This window comes from Thauera aminoaromatica S2 (assembly GCF_000310185.1).
GTDB lineage: Bacteria > Pseudomonadota > Gammaproteobacteria > Burkholderiales > Rhodocyclaceae > Thauera > Thauera aminoaromatica.
On record NZ_AMXD01000103.1, the window covers coordinates 1 to 14,074 of the forward strand.

The 14,074-nt window shown below is 69.6% G+C and carries 11 protein-coding genes, 2 tRNA genes and 1 pseudogene; 5 read left to right on the forward strand and 9 right to left on the reverse strand.

Annotation, left to right across the window (positions count from 1 at the left end; all coding sequences use genetic code 11):
• Positions 1-1,250 (forward strand): annotated as a pseudogene (locus C665_RS14245) (Rne/Rng family ribonuclease); the annotation flags it as partial.
• Between the two features lie 153 nt (positions 1,251-1,403).
• Here the strand turns inward: C665_RS14245 and C665_RS14250 are convergent.
• Both C665_RS14250 and uvrB read right to left on the reverse strand, forming a co-directional pair.
• Positions 1,404-1,877: a low molecular weight protein-tyrosine-phosphatase gene (locus C665_RS14250; RefSeq protein ID WP_004316277.1), complete on the reverse strand. Its 474-nt coding sequence runs from the start codon at positions 1,875-1,877 to the stop codon at positions 1,404-1,406.
• 24 nt (positions 1,878-1,901) lie between these two features.
• On the reverse strand, positions 1,902-3,989 hold the full coding sequence (gene uvrB / locus C665_RS14255) for an excinuclease ABC subunit UvrB (protein WP_040829347.1): 2,088 nt from the start codon (positions 3,987-3,989) through the stop codon (positions 1,902-1,904).
• 151 nt (positions 3,990-4,140) lie between these two features.
• Between uvrB and C665_RS14260 the strand changes: the two genes are divergently transcribed.
• From C665_RS14260 to C665_RS14270, 3 genes are all read left to right on the forward strand, one after another.
• A complete protein-coding gene (locus tag C665_RS14260; RefSeq protein ID WP_004316281.1) occupies positions 4,141-5,349 on the forward strand; it encodes an amino acid aminotransferase in 1,209 nt (402 codons plus the stop codon).
• 88 nt (positions 5,350-5,437) lie between these two features.
• A tRNA-Asn gene (locus C665_RS14265) sits at positions 5,438-5,513 on the forward strand.
• Positions 5,514-5,571: 58 nt separating this feature from the next.
• A tRNA-Asn gene (locus C665_RS14270) sits at positions 5,572-5,647 on the forward strand.
• A gap of 282 nt (positions 5,648-5,929) precedes the next feature.
• On the opposite strand, the gene mnhG is transcribed toward C665_RS14270, so the two are convergent.
• From mnhG to C665_RS14305, 7 genes are all read right to left on the reverse strand, one after another.
• Entirely contained in the window at positions 5,930-6,286 is a 357-nt protein-coding gene (gene mnhG, locus C665_RS14275) for a monovalent cation/H(+) antiporter subunit G (RefSeq protein ID WP_004316283.1), read from the reverse strand.
• A 79-nt stretch (positions 6,287-6,365) separates the two neighbouring features.
• The gene (locus tag C665_RS14280; protein ID WP_004316286.1) at positions 6,366-6,650 is read right to left on the reverse strand and encodes a K+/H+ antiporter subunit F; all 285 of its coding nucleotides are present in this window, start codon (positions 6,648-6,650) and stop codon (positions 6,366-6,368) included.
• Positions 6,647-7,165, reverse strand: coding sequence for a Na+/H+ antiporter subunit E (locus C665_RS14285; RefSeq protein ID WP_004316288.1), 519 nt, complete (start codon positions 7,163-7,165; stop codon positions 6,647-6,649). Before C665_RS14285 ends, C665_RS14280 begins: the two co-directional genes overlap by 4 nt.
• On the reverse strand, positions 7,162-8,787 hold the full coding sequence (locus C665_RS14290; protein ID WP_004316291.1) for a monovalent cation/H+ antiporter subunit D: 1,626 nt from the start codon (positions 8,785-8,787) through the stop codon (positions 7,162-7,164). Before C665_RS14290 ends, C665_RS14285 begins: the two co-directional genes overlap by 4 nt.
• Positions 8,784-9,125 carry a Na+/H+ antiporter subunit C gene (locus C665_RS14295; protein WP_004316292.1) on the reverse strand — a complete coding sequence of 114 codons (342 nt, stop codon included), beginning with the start codon at positions 9,123-9,125 and terminating at the stop codon, positions 8,784-8,786. The genes C665_RS14290 and C665_RS14295 overlap by 4 nt, the downstream gene beginning before the upstream one ends.
• On the reverse strand, positions 9,125-12,034 hold the full coding sequence (locus C665_RS14300; protein ID WP_004316295.1) for a monovalent cation/H+ antiporter subunit A: 2,910 nt from the start codon (positions 12,032-12,034) through the stop codon (positions 9,125-9,127). The genes C665_RS14295 and C665_RS14300 overlap by 1 nt, the downstream gene beginning before the upstream one ends.
• Positions 12,035-12,406: 372 nt before the next feature.
• Positions 12,407-12,976: a lipocalin family protein gene (locus C665_RS14305; protein ID WP_004316296.1), complete on the reverse strand. Its 570-nt coding sequence runs from the start codon at positions 12,974-12,976 to the stop codon at positions 12,407-12,409.
• A gap of 219 nt (positions 12,977-13,195) precedes the next feature.
• Here C665_RS14305 and C665_RS14310 point away from each other — a divergent pair, with 219 nt between their 5' ends.
• Positions 13,196-13,810 carry a DUF2238 domain-containing protein gene (locus tag C665_RS14310; RefSeq protein WP_004316299.1) on the forward strand — a complete coding sequence of 205 codons (615 nt, stop codon included), beginning with the start codon at positions 13,196-13,198 and terminating at the stop codon, positions 13,808-13,810.
• Positions 13,811-14,074 lie beyond the last annotated feature (264 nt).

Sequence of the window (14,074 nt, forward strand, 5' to 3'; positions counted from 1 at the left end):
CGGCCGAGCGTGCCGAGCGCCCCGAGCGTGCTGAACGCCCCGAGCGTGGCGAGCGTGCCGAGCGCAGCGAAGGCGGCCGCCGCGGTCGCGGCCAGCGCGGCGAGCGTGCCCAGGAAGGCGCCGAGCAGCGCGCGGCCCAGACCGAGGACGATCTGCTGAAGGCCGCCACCGCCACTGCGATGGTGGCAGCGGCCACGACGGCGGACTCCGGCACGACCGAGACCGTTGCCAGCACCGAAGGCGGCGAAGAGGAAGGCACCCCGTCCGAGAAGCGCCGCCGTCGCGGCCGTGGCCGCGGCCGTCGCTCGGGCGAGCCGCAGGGCATCGACGGCGCCGCCGAAGCGGGTAACGAAGTCGAGACCGGGGCGACAGCGCCCGAGGGCGAACTGTCGGGAATCGCGGCGTCCGCCGTCGAGCAGGGGACCGTCGAGTCCGCGCACGCTGCCAGCCCGGTCACGGCCGGACAGGACGCGAACGTCGGCGCTGCCGCCACAGCCGTGGTGCAAACCGCTCCGGCGGATGCGCAGATCGCCGAACTGCCGATCGTCGGCGGCACCGCGGAGGACGTCACACCGGTCGCCCTGGCCGCACCTCAGGTGCCGCTTGCCCCGGTGCCGGTCGGCGCAGCGCTGGAAGTCGTCGCTGAAACGGCGCCTGCCGCGGAGGTCCCGGTCGACAAGGCCCTTGCGGCCGAAGCGGTGCTCGCCGAGCAAGGTGCTGCTGCCGAAGAGCTTGCCGCCGGGAGTGCTGCCACGGTCGAAGCGGTATCCGCCGCGGCGCCCCGTGCCGAGACCGCTGCCATGATCGATTCGGCTTCTGCCGAGGAAGCGCCGCCTGCGGTCGCCTCCGCAGCAGGCGAGGAGGCGGTCATCGGCACCGAACCCGTCGCGGTCGCCGAGCCCGCCCCCACGTCGAGCGCCGGCGTCCCCCCCGAGGTCGCCGCCGCAGCGCCGGAAGCCGTGCCAGCCCCGCTCGCGGATTCGACGGAGGTCGCCGAGCCGTCCGTGCCTGCGGCAGCCGAGTCGACGGTGGTTCGCGCGATGGAAGCCGGCCGTGCCAGCCACGCGCCGAGCGCACCGATCGCGGTGCCGTCCGGCGACAGCGGCCTGATCAGGATCGAGACCGATCCGGCCAAGCGCGTGCAGTTCGGCACCGGCGCCCCGGAGCAGCCGGCGCGCCTGGGCCGCCCGCCCCGCCCGGCCGCAGTGATCGCCGAAGAGCCGCTGCAACAGGTCGAGACCCGCAAGTAAGCGGTTCCACCAACCCCGGCGCGAAGGCTTGTCGAGCGCACATCGCGACTTGCATCGCTCCTGCAGGAAACCAGCCCGCGTGGTTGCGCTTTCCGCAGGAGCGGCGCGAGTCGCGATTTCCTTGTCGCCCCGAACTCAGCCCTCGCCCCGAACTCAGCCCTCGCCGCGGACGCGTTGCACGATCCCGCGTGCTGCGTCTTCACACATGTCGAGCACCAGGTCGAAGCCCTTCGGCCCGCCGTAGTAGGGATCGGGCACCTCCTCGCCGTGAGCTTGCGCGCCGGCGAAGGGCAGGAAGAGCTGCAGCTTGGGCCGGTACACCTCGGGGCAATGGCGCTGCATGTGCTCGAGATGCCCGCGGTCCATCGCCAGCAGCAAGTCGAACTCCTGGAAGTCGCGCAGCTCGAGCTTGCGCGCGCGCAGCGCCGAGAGGTCGTAGCCGCGCAGCTTGGCCGCCTTCTGCGTGCGCGGGTCGGGTGCCTCGCCGGCGTGGTAGCCCTGCGTGCCGGCAGAGTCGAGCAACACCTGCGCACCCAGCCCGCCGGTCTCGACGAAGTGGCGCGCCACCGCCTCGGCGGTCGGCGAGCGGCAGATGTTGCCAGTGCATACGAACAGAATCCTCTTCATCCCCTCCCCTCCTCTTCTTGTTGTTCACACGCTGCCATGCTGGTCGGCGCCGAAGGCGCGCTCGCGCAGCTTGAAGAGCTCGTCGCGCGCTGCCGCCGCCTGCTCGAACTCCAGGTTGCGGGCGTGCTCCTGCATCTCCTTCTCCAGCCGCTTGATCGCGCGCGCCAGCGCCTTCTCGTCCATCGCCGCGTAGTCGCCGCCCTTCTCCGCCACGCGCGCGACGTCGCGCTTCGCGCCATCGGCATCGTACACCCCGTCGATGATGTCCTTGATGCGCTTGGTCACCGACTTCGGCACGATGCCGTTGGCCTCGTTGAATGCGATCTGCTTGTGGCGACGGCGCTCGGTCTCCCCGATCGCCGCCTTCATCGAGTCGGTGACGCGGTCGGCATAGAGGATGGCGGTACCGTGCAGATGGCGCGCGGCGCGGCCGATGGTCTGGATCAGCGAACGCTCGGAGCGCAGGAAGCCTTCCTTGTCGGCGTCCAGGATCGTCACCAGCGACACCTCCGGGATGTCCAGGCCTTCGCGCAGCAGGTTGATGCCGACCAGCACGTCGAACTCGCCCAGGCGCAGGTCGCGGATGATCTCGACCCGCTCCACGGTGTCGATGTCCGAGTGCAGGTAGCGCACGCGGATGCCGTTGTCGGCGAGATAGTCGGTGAGGTCCTCGGCCATGCGCTTGGTGAGCACGGTGACCAGCACACGCTCGTTCACCACCAGGCGCTTCTTGATCTCGGACAGCAGGTCATCCACCTGCGTCATCGCCGGGCGCACCTCGACCATCGGGTCGATCAGGCCGGTCGGGCGCACCACCTGCTCCACGACCTGGCCCTGGTGCTCCTCCTCGTACTTCGCCGGGGTAGCGGAGACGAAGACGGTCTGCGGCATAAGGCGCTCGAATTCGTCGAACTTGAGCGGCCGGTTGTCCAGCGCCGACGGCAGGCGGAAGCCGTAGCCGACCAGGTTCTCCTTGCGCGAGCGGTCGCCCTTGTACATGCCGCCGACCTGGCCGATGGCCACGTGCGACTCGTCGATGAAGAGCAGCGCATCCTGCGGCAGGTAGTCGATCAGCGTCGGCGGCGGCTCGCCCGGACCGCGCCCGGACAGGTGCCGGGAGTAGTTCTCGATGCCCTTGCAGAAGCCCATCTCGTTCAACATCTCGAGGTCGAAGCGGGTGCGCTGCTCGATGCGCTGCGCCTCCACCAGCTTGCCCTCGCGCTGGAAGAAGGCGACGCGCTCCTTCAACTCCTCCTTGATCGCCTCGATCGCCTGCAGCACCGTCGCGCGCGGGGTCACGTAGTGGCTGGACGGATAGACGGTGAAGCGCGCCAGCTTGTGCCTGAGGTGTCCGGTGAGCGGATCGAACAGGGTCAGGTGTTCGATCTCGTCGTCGAACATCTCGATGCGCACCGCGAGCTCGGCGTTTTCCGCCGGGAAGACGTCGATCACATCGCCGCGCACGCGGAAGGTGCCGCGGCGGAAGTCGATGTCGGCGCGGGTGTATTGCATCGCCACCAGGCGCTGGATGAGGTCGCGGTGCGCCATGCGCTCGCCCTCGCGCAGGTGCAGGATCATGGCGTGGTAGTCGACCGGATCGCCGATGCCGTAGATGCACGACACCGTGGCCACGATGACCACGTCGCGGCGCTCCATCAGGCTCTTGGTCGCCGACAGGCGCATCTGCTCGATGTGCTCGTTGATCGACGAATCCTTCTCGATGAAAAGGTCGCGCGAGGGCACGTAGGCCTCGGGCTGGTAGTAGTCGTAGTAGCTGACGAAGTACTCGACCGCGTTCTCGGGCAGGAACTCCTTGAACTCGGCGTAGAGCTGCGCGGCCAGCGTCTTGTTGGGCGCCAGCACCAGGGCCGGTCGCCCCATGCGGGCGATGACGTTGGCCATGGTGTAGGTCTTGCCCGAGCCGGTCACGCCGAGCAGGGTCTGATACATCAGGCCGTCCTCGACGCCTTCGCACAGCAGGCGGATCGCCTCGGGCTGGTCGCCGGCGGGCGGAAACGGCTGGTGCAGGCGGAAGGGGCTGCCCTCGAAGCCGAGCACGGTCCCGCCTTGCTGCGGTGCATCGTTTCCGGCGCTATTGCCTTGAGTCGTCATGCTAAAATTCCCGCTCCATTCCGGTGCATCGCCGCACGGCGGCACCGGACGAAAACGCCGATTATTTCCCAAATCGCGTGACAAGGCACGGCGCAAGTCCGTTCCCGCCACGCGCATTCACTGCCGCCCTACCGGAACAACTGGAGTCCTCATGTCCGCTTCGATCTTCGCCGCCGTCGAGATGGCGCCCCGTGACCCGATCCTTGGCCTCAACGAGGCCTTCGCCGCCGACACCCGCGCCGAGAAGGTCAACCTCGGCGTCGGCGTGTACTACGACGACAACGGCAAGATCCCGCTGCTCGCCGCCGTGCGCACCGCCGAGAAGGCACGCCTCGAAGCCATGCCGCCGCGCGGCTACCAGCCGATCGAAGGCCCCGCGGCCTACAACAACGCGGTGCAGGGCCTGCTCTTCGGCAAGGACTCGCAGCTCGCCACCAGCGGCCAGACCATCACCGTCGAGGCCCTCGGCGGCACCGGCGCGCTCAAGGTCGGCGCCGACTATCTCAAGCGTCTCGTCCCCGGCGCCACCGTGTACATCTCCGACCCGAGCTGGGAGAACCACCGCGCGCTGTTCGAATCCGCCGGCTTTCCGGTCGAGAACTACCCCTACTACGACGCCGCCACCCGCGGTGTTAACTTCGCCGGCATGAAGGCCAAGCTCGACAGCCTGCAGCCCGGCTCGATCATCGTGCTGCACGCCTGCTGCCACAACCCCACCGGCGCCGACCTGTCCGACGCGCAGTGGGACGAAGTGGTCGCCGTGTGCCGCGAGCGCGGCCTGATCCCCTTCCTCGACATGGCCTACCAGGGCTTCGCCGAAGGCATCGACGCCGACGCCGTGGCCGTGCGCGCGCTGTCGGCCAGCGGCCTGCAGTTCTTCGTGTCGAGCTCGTTCTCGAAGAGCTTCTCGCTCTACGGCGAGCGCGTCGGTGCGCTGTCCATCGTCACCGCCAGCAAGGAAGAGGCCGGTCGCGTGCTGTCGCAGGTCAAGCGCGTGATCCGCACCAACTACTCCAACCCGCCGATCCACGGCGGCGCCATCGTCGCCGCCGTGCTGAGCTCGCCCGAGCTGCGCCAGATGTGGGAAGACGAGCTCGGCGGCATGCGCGAGCGCATCCGCGCCATGCGCACCGGCCTGGTCGAGCAGTTGAAGGCCGCGGGCGTGGCGCAGGACTTCTCCTTCGTGATCAAGCAGCGCGGCATGTTCTCCTACACCGGGCTCACCGCCGCGCAGGTCGAGAAGCTCAAGGCCGATTTCGGCATCTACGCCGTGTCGACCGGCCGCATCTGCCTGGCCGCGCTCAACTCCAAGAACATCGGCTACGTCGCCAAGGCGATCGCGCAGGTGGTCAAGGGCTGATCCAGCCCGGCCAGGGCGGCGGGATCGCAAAATCTTCCGCCCCAGCCTTGACGAGCGCGCATCTGCTGCCTAAAATGCGCGCCTCTGTTCCCCGATAGCTCAGTCGGTAGAGCGCCGGACTGTTAATCCGTAGGTCCCTGGTTCGAGCCCAGGTCGGGGAGCCAAGTTTCAGGACTTGGTGTTTCATAAAGGAACAGCAAGCCAGCATCGCAACCGAGTATTTCCTCGATAGCTCAGTCGGTAGAGCGCCGGACTGTTAATCCGTAGGTCCCTGGTTCGAGCCCAGGTCGAGGAGCCAGCATCGCCAACAAGAAAGCCAATCCTTCGGGGTTGGCTTTCTTGTTGGCGATGCCAGCGCGACGCGGCACTATTCCGCGCCGGATCGACCTCGCCTATCGCGACTTGCGTCGCTCCTACAGGCGGGCAGTCCCCCGACGGCTCACGGAAGTGATGGCGACCGAGCCCGCGGTGGGAGCGACGCAAGTCGCGATACGGCGCGCGAACGATCACCGGCGTCCGGCCCCCCGCCACGATGCGTCAACGACCACTGAAACCGGGTTCGCCGCCGTGCCGCGAGCCCTCACGAATTGCCCGCATCGTTCCCCGGGTCCATCTCGCGCGCGGCACGCAGGTCGCGGTACACCGCGGCACGCATGATCAGCATCGACACCACCGGCGCGGTCATCAGCACGAAGACGCTGATCAGCAGCTCGTGGATCACCAGGCGCGACTGCATCACCGTGAAATACAGCATCGACGCCAACAGGATGCAGCCGGCGCCGAGCGCGATGCTGATCGCGGGGCCGTGGATGCGCTGGTAGAAGCTCTGCAGGCGCGCCAGGCCGAGCGTGCCGACGAGGGTGACGATGCCGCCCAGCACCAGCAGCAAGGCCACCGGGATCGCCGCCCACCACGGCAGGGATTCGGCACCACTCATTGGGCTACCCTCCTGTCGCTGCGCGACCTCGTCCGCGGGGGAGCGGAGCGCTTTCCTTCGAGCGGTCGTGCGGACGCGCTCATTCGATCACCTCCCCGCGCATCAGGAACTTGGCGAGCGCGATCGTGGACACGAAGCCGAGCAGCGCGATGATCAGCGCCGCCTCGAAATAGATCTGGCTGCCGTGGCGGATGCCCAGCAGCAGCGCCAGCACCATCACGCACATCCACAGCGTGTCGAGCGCCAGCACGCGGTCCTGTGCCGAGGGGCCGATCATCAGCCGCAGCGTGCACAACAGCATGGCCAGCACCACGCAGGCCAGCGCGAAAAGGGTCGCCGCCGAGAGCAGCGTCGCGGTCGTCATGTCCGGCCTCCTCCGGGTTCGGGCGTCTCGAACACCTCGATGATCGGCTGTTCGTAACGCGTCTTGATGGTGTGCACCCACCACGCCTCGTCGTGCAGATCGAAGACGTGGAGCAGCAGCTCGTGGCCGTCGGGAAGGATCTCCACCCACACCGTGCCCGGCGTCGAGTTGATCAGGCAGGACAGCAGGGCCAGGCCGTGCGGGCTCTTCAGGTCGAGCGGCACGCGGATGAATTGCGAGTTCACATCGGCCGAACGCCGCAACAGGATGATCTGGGTGACGTTGAAACAGGAGCGGACGATCTCGATCGCCGCCATCCACAGCAGGCGGAACAGCGCCAGCGGGCGGCGGATGCGGGCGTGGCCGTGCGGCTGCAGCGGCTGCGACAGCAGCGGCGCGAGCACGCCGAGCGCGCCGCCGAGCAGCCAGTGCGCGGGCTCCAGGCTCTGGTTGAGCATCAGCCACATCAGCAGCAGGCTCGCCGACAGCAGCGGCGAAGGCAGCCAGCGTCTCATCGCGCACCCTCCGCGCCCGGCGCGCGCAGCACCGGAGGCTCGCCGAGCACGCGCGCCGCGTAGTCGCCGCTGCGCAGCAGGCCCGCGGTGGTGCGGTCGAGGTAGTCGAACACCGTGCCCGCCTGCACCGTCAGCAGCACGCACAGGATCACCAGCGCCCCCACCGGCACCGCCTCGGAGAACTGCAGCCGCGGCGGCGTCACCGCGCCCGCAGCCCAGAAGGTGCGCACCCCCAGGCGCATCAGCGCGATGATCGCCGCCAGCCCGGCGAGGATCATCAGCCCGATCAGGCCCCAGGTCGTCGCCGGGACGCCTTCGGGCGCGGCCGCGAGCATGGCGTGGAAGAGGCTGAACTTGGCGACGAAGCCCGCCAGCGGCGGCATCCCGGCGATCACCAGCGCGCACGCGGCGAAGCTCAGGCCGAGGAAGGCGAGCGTGCCGGGAATGCCGACGCCGACCGGATCCTCCGGCTTGTCCTCGATCGCAAAGGCCTCCATGGTGATCGCGATCAGCGCCGCGCCCGGCGGACGGATGCGCTCGGTGAGCTCGATCAGCAGCATGAAGGCCGCCATCGCCAGCGTGGAGCCGAGCAGGTAGTAGAGGCCCGAGGCCAGCACCGCCCCCCCGGAATGCCCGATCACCGCCAGCAGCGTGCCCGAGGACACGATCGCGCCATAGCCCGCCATGCGCCCGCCGTCCTGGCTCGCGAGCATGCCGATGGCGCCGAACAGCACGGTCGCCATGCCGCCGAGGGTCAGCGCGGCGAAGCCGAAGCCCTCCGCGGCGCCCGCCCCCTCGCCGAACACCGCCAGCCACACCCGCAGCACGGCATACACGCCCACCTTGGTCATCAGCACCAGCATCGCCCCCACCGGCGCCGAGGCCGAGGCGTAGGTGGTGGGCAACCAGAACCCGAGCGGCCACATCGCCCCCTTGGTCAGAAAGGCGAGCGCCAGCACCGCCGCCCCGACCTGCAGCAGCCAGGCGTCCTGCGCGCCGAGCAGGGCCACGCGGGCGCCGAGGTCGGCGATGTTGAGCGTCCCGGAGGCGGCGTAGATCAGCGACACCCCGATCAGGAACACCAGCGAAGCCACCAGGTTCACCGCGATGTACTGCATGCCGGCCTGGATGCGACGCAGGTTGTAGCCGTGCAGCACGAGCCCGTAGGACGCCGCCAGCATGACCTCGAAGAACACGAAGAGGTTGAACAGGTCGTTGGTCAGGAAGGCGCCGTTGAGCCCCATCAGCAGGAACTGGAAGAGCGGGTGGAAGCTCACGCCGACGCGGTCCCAGCGCCGCGCCGAGAACACCAGCACGGCGAGCGCGATCGTCGCCGTCAGCACCAGCATCAGCGCGGAGAGGCGGTCGGCCACCAGCGCGATGCCGAAGGGCGCAGCCCAGTTGGCCGCCAGATACACGCCGATGCCGCCGGGCCAGTACCCGCCGTCGGCCAGCACCAGCAGTGCGACCGCCACCGCCCACAGCAGCATGCCGCTCGCGAGGCCGAGGCCGAACTTGAGCCCGTGGCGCTTCTGGTTGATCGGGATCATCAGCGCGCCGACGATCAGCGGCAGCAGCACGGGCACGATGATCAGGTGGTTGAGCCAGGGCAACACCGTCATTCGCGCGGCTCCTCGCCATCGACGTGGTCGCTGCCCGAGAGCCCGCGCGCGCCGATCATCATCACCAGGTAGAGCGCGGTGGTGGCGAAGCCGATCACGATCGCGGTGAGCACGAGGCCCTGCGGCAGCGGGTCGGCGAACTGCGCCGGATCGATGGCGGGCGTGGGCGTGATCGGCGGCTTGTCCACCCACAGCCGCCCCATCGCGAAGATGACCAGGTTCACCGCGTACGACATCAACAGCAGCCCGGTGATGAGCTGGAAGGTGCGCGGACGCAGGATCAGCCAGATCCCCGCGCCGAACACCACGCCTACGGAAATCGCCAGTACCAGTTCCATCAGATCCGCCTCCCCTCGGCACCGCCCTGTCCGTCCGCCGTCAGGTCCTCGCCCGGGTGGCGGTGCGCGCGCAGCGACTGGTGCGCGAGCGCGACCAGCATCAGCATCGTGGTGCCGACCACCACCGCGAACACGCCGAGGTCGAACACGAAGGCGCTCGGCAGGTGCAGCTCGCCCACCAGCGGCCACTCCACGTGCGCGGTGTGGGTGGTGAGGAAGGGATGCCCGAACCACCACGCCCCCAGGCCGGTGGTGCAGGCCAGCAGCAGTCCGAAGCCCAGCCAGCGATGCGGGCGCAGGTTCAGGCGGCTCTCCACCCACACCGTGCCGGCGAGCATGTACTGCACCAGGATCGCCACCGCGAAGATCAGTCCGGCAACGAAGCCGCCGCCCGGCAGGTTGTGCCCGCGCATGAAGAAATACACCGCGATCACCCCCATGAAGGGCAGCAGCAGGCGCAGGTAGATCCCCGGCACCAGCAGGTAGCCGCTGCCGGCCTGCTCGGCGGGGCTCTGCCGGCTCGCCGGATCGCCCTCGAAGCGCTGCTGCGGCGGGATGCCGGCGCTTTCCGGCGCCGGGCGGAAGCGGCGCAGCAACGCATACACGGTGAGCGCGACGACGGCGAGCACGGTGATCTCGCCCAGGGTGTCGAAGCTGCGGAAATCCACCAGCAGCACGTTCACCACGTTGCTGCCCCCGCCGCCGCCGAGGGCGTTGAGCAGGAAGAAGTCCGCGATCGTGTCCGAGGCCGGATGCACCAGCACCGCATGGGTCAGCGCCGCCAGCGCGAGGCCGCCGCCGACGGCGAGCGCGAGGTCGCGCGTGCGTCGCGTCCATACCTGCCACGGCGGCTGCACCGGGCCGGCGATCGACTCGATCCGCGGCGGCAGCCAGCGCAGGCCGAGCAGGATCAGCACCGTGGTCACCGTCTCCACCATCAGCTGAGTCAGCGCCAGGTCGGGCGCAGACAGCCACAGGAAGGTCGCCGCGGTGACGATGCCGGTGCCGCCGACGAGCGCGAGCGCGGCCAGGCGGTGGTACTTCGCCATCCACGCCGCCGCCAGCGCGCAGCCGGCGCCGATCAGCCACATGCCGGCGAAGATGGGGTCGAAGCCCCGCACGGGGATCACGGTCCACGCCGGCGGAGCGCCCGCCAGCAGGAGCGGGATCAGCAGCAGCGCGAGCATCATCAGCATCAGCTGCGGCTGCAGCCGGCGCGTGCCGACGCGGCGCAGCAGCCACTCCGCACCGCGGGTGAGCTGCAGCATCGTCGTCTCGTAGGCCTGCGCGCCGTTGAGGCGGTGGAGCAGCGGCACGCGCTCGCGCCGCGCCAGGTCGAAATGGCGGCGCAGCACCCCGTAAAGCAGCATGCCGCCCACGAGCGCGCACACGCTCATCAGCAGCGGCAGGTTGAAGCCGTGCCACACCGCCAGGTCGTAGGCCGGCGCGTCCTCGCCCAGGGTGGCGACCACCGCCAGGTGCAGTAGCGGCTCGATGCTCACGCCGGGGGCGACGCCCACCACCAGGCAGGCCAGCACCAGCAGCTCGACCGGAAAGCGCATCCAGCGCGGCGGCTCGTGGGGGTCGCGCGGCAGGCCCTGCGCCGGCGTTCCGAAGAAGACCGAGATGAAGCGCAGCGAATAGGCCACGCTGAACATGCCCATCGCCACCGCGGCGTACGACATCCACCAGTTGCGATCCCCCCCGACGTGCAGCGTCTCGGCGAAGAACATCTCCTTGGACAGGAAGCCGTTGAGCAGCGGCACCCCCGCCATCGCCGCGCTGGCGACGATGGCCAGCGTGGCGGTGATCGGCAGCTTGTGGCGCAGGCCGCGCAGCACGCGCAGGTCGCGGGTGCCGGTCTCGTGGTCGATGATCCCGGCGGCCATGAACAGCGAGGCCTTGAAGGTCGCATGGTTGAGGATGTGGAAGATCGCCGCGACGATCGCCAGCGGCGTGCCGATGCCGATCAGCACCGTGATGAGGCCGAGGTGGCTGATCGTCGAGTAGGCCAGCAAGCCCTTGAGGTCGTGCTGGAAGATGGCCACGAAGGCGCCGATCAGCAGGGTGCACACGCCGGCGCCGCCGATGATCCAGGTCCATTCCGGCGTGCCGGCGAGCGCCGGCCACAGGCGCACGAGCAGGAACACCCCTGCCTTCACCATCGTGGCCGAGTGCAGGTAGGACGACACCGGCGTGGGCGCCGCCATCGCATGCGGCAGCCAGAAGTGGAAGGGAAACTGCGCACTCTTGGTGAGTGCACCGAGCGCGACCAGCACCAGCGCGGGGAGGTAGAGCTCGTGGTCGCGGATCTGGTCGCCGGCGGCGAGCACGACGTCGAGGTCGTAGCTGCCGACGATATGCCCCAGCACCAACACCCCGGCCATCAGGCACAGGCCCCCGGTGGCGGTCACGGTGAACGCCATGCGCGCGCCGCGGCGAGCGTCCGCGCGGTGGTGCCAGTAGCCGATGAGCAGGAAGGAGGTGAGGCTGGTGAGCTCCCAGAACACCACCAGCTGCACCAGGTTGCCCGACAGCACGACCCCCAGCATCGAGCCCATGAAGGCGAGCAGGAAGGCGAAGAAGCGCGGCACCGGGTCTTCGGGCGACATGTAGTAGCGCGCATACAGCACCACCAGCAGTCCGATCGCCAGCACCAGCATGCTGAAGACCCAGGCCAGGCCGTCGACCCGCAGCACGAAGTCCAAGCCCTCGGCGGGCAGCCAGGCGAACTCCGCACGCACGACCTCGCCGGCGGCGACCTGCGGGAACAAGGCCGCGGCGATCGCCAGTCCGCCCACCGCCACCCCGATCGCCAGCCAGGACTCGCGGTTGCGCGCGTCCTGCGGCATCAGCGCGGCGAGCACGCTACCGAGAAAGGGGAGGAGGACGAGCGAGGCGAGCAGCATCGAGGCGGATCGGGGCGGAAAGGCGTTCAGGGACGGGGCGGGGGCCAGGACGACGTGCGGCGGTCCGGCGAAACCCTGCTGAGGTTACCACAGCAAATTTGGTGCCAGATTACCGGGCACGCATGAAAAGGCGGAGCTCCCGCAGGGGTCTGTCGGGTTCTGGGAGCGCGGGAGCGGCGCGCTCCAGCGCTTTCGACCCGCTTCACCGACCCTTCCACCGCCGTATCGCGACTTGCGTCGCTCCCACAAGATGCCCGTCGCTCCCACAAGGTGCCCGAATCACCCGGTGGGGGCGCCGGAACCGCGGTGTTCTTGTGGGAGCGACGCAAGTCGCGATCGCCGCTGAAGGGTGCGATGACGCTCGCACCGCCCTCACCCGCCGCCACCCTGCTCCCCGCGCACCAGCCGCCCGACATCGAAGCCACGCGCCGCGAGGCGCTCGAGCAGCTCGGCGTAGGCACGCGCCTCCACCGTCGGCGTGCGCGACAGGATCCACAGGTACTCCCGGCTCGGCTCGCCCACCGCGACCAGGCGATAGTCGGGGTCGAGGTCGAGCACCCAGTAGTCGCCCCATACGATCGGCAGGAAGGACAGCCAGGCCGGCGCGAAGCGCACCTCCAGCCGCGGCGAGTCGGCGCCACCGATCTGCCGCGCCACGCCGACCGCCTCGGAGACGCTGCCATCGGCCTCGCGGCAGCGGTTCACCACGCGCACCTCGCCGCTCTCCAGCAGGCTGTAGTCGGCGCGCGAATCCCCCACGCACTTCTTCTGGAACCAGTTCGGATAGCGCGCGATCTCGTACCAGGAGCCCATGTAGCGCGGCACGTCGAGCGCGGCGATCGGCTCCACGGGCGCGGATGGCGCGTCGGCCGCGGCAACGGGGCCGACCTGCGCCAGGAGCGCCAGCACACTGGCGGCGAGCATGAGCGGACGGTGCTTCATCGGAGATCCTGCATGTAAATGGGAGTGGTACGACTTCCCGAGGAGCGTGAAGTTTCTCTTGCCGTACGCAGCCGCTGCGCCGGCGCAAGCGGGCCATGCTGGCGGGGAAGCCCGCAAGGGCTCAGGATTGCACGCACTGGCGATCGCCCGCCGGGCCACCCCCAGGCTCCGCACGCGGCGCGCAAACCCACGCCCTGCACCTGCCCCCGGGAGCCCCACATGAAGCTGCGTCTCGCCCTGCTGATCCTCGTCCTCGCCGCCCTCCTCGCCTCGGGCATCGCCCCCTACGACCGCGGCGTGTGGTGGGCCGAGGTGGCCCCGGTGCTGATCGCGCTCCCCATCCTGCTCGCGAGCGCGCGCCGCTTCCCGCTCACCCCGCTCACCTACGGTCTGATCGCGTTCTTCTCCCTGATCCTCATCCTCGGCGGCGCCTACACCTACGCGCGCGTACCGGTCGGCTTCGTGGTGCAGGACTGGTTCGAACTCGCGCGCAACCCCTACGACCGCTTCGGCCACTTCTTCCAGGGCGTCACCCCGGCGATTCTGGGCCGCGAGCTGCTGCTGCGCACCTCGCCGCTGCGCCCGGGAAAATGGCTGTTCGCCCTGCTCACCCTGAGCTGCACCGGCATCAGCGCGCTGTACGAGCTCGTCGAATGGGCCTCGGCCGAGCTGTGGGCCGGCGGCGCGGTGGAATTCCTCGGCACCCAGGGCGACCCCTGGGACGCCCAGGCCGACATGCTGATGGCGCTGCTCGGAGCGATAATCGCGCAGATCGTGTTCGGACGGCTGCACGACCGCCAGCTCGCACGCCTCGCCGCGCAGCCCTCCACCTGAACGGACGCATCCGGCCGATCTTCATATCGGCCGTCCGTCGCGGCGACTGCGGTCGCCAGGCCCTGCCGGGCCGTCGCGCCCGGCTCATCAAGCCCCGGCGGCTTCCCGCACCGGGGCGGCTCACCTATCGGGAGACCTCATGAACCAGCCATCCTCGAACCCACGCCGGCGCTTCCTCACCGCGGCCGGCGGGCTCGCCACCGCCGCCGTCGCCGGCCCGGCCCTGGCGCAGTCCGCGCCCCCCGCCGCGAGCACCGAGCGCAG

Coding starts and splice junctions, on each gene's coding strand:
- C665_RS14250 (WP_004316277.1), bottom strand. CDS start 1,877: ATGAAGAGGATTCTGTTCGTATGCACTGGCAACATCTGCCGCTCGCCG.
- uvrB (WP_040829347.1), bottom strand. CDS start 3,989: ATGACGACTCAAGGCAATAGCGCCGGAAACGATGCACCGCAGCAAGGC.
- C665_RS14260 (WP_004316281.1), top strand. CDS start 4,141: ATGTCCGCTTCGATCTTCGCCGCCGTCGAGATGGCGCCCCGTGACCCG.
- mnhG (WP_004316283.1), bottom strand. CDS start 6,286: ATGAGTGGTGCCGAATCCCTGCCGTGGTGGGCGGCGATCCCGGTGGCC.
- C665_RS14280 (WP_004316286.1), bottom strand. CDS start 6,650: ATGACGACCGCGACGCTGCTCTCGGCGGCGACCCTTTTCGCGCTGGCC.
- C665_RS14285 (WP_004316288.1), bottom strand. CDS start 7,165: ATGAGACGCTGGCTGCCTTCGCCGCTGCTGTCGGCGAGCCTGCTGCTG.
- C665_RS14290 (WP_004316291.1), bottom strand. CDS start 8,787: ATGACGGTGTTGCCCTGGCTCAACCACCTGATCATCGTGCCCGTGCTG.
- C665_RS14295 (WP_004316292.1), bottom strand. CDS start 9,125: ATGGAACTGGTACTGGCGATTTCCGTAGGCGTGGTGTTCGGCGCGGGG.
- C665_RS14300 (WP_004316295.1), bottom strand. CDS start 12,034: ATGCTGCTCGCCTCGCTCGTCCTCCTCCCCTTTCTCGGTAGCGTGCTC.
- C665_RS14305 (WP_004316296.1), bottom strand. CDS start 12,976: ATGAAGCACCGTCCGCTCATGCTCGCCGCCAGTGTGCTGGCGCTCCTG.
- C665_RS14310 (WP_004316299.1), top strand. CDS start 13,196: ATGAAGCTGCGTCTCGCCCTGCTGATCCTCGTCCTCGCCGCCCTCCTC.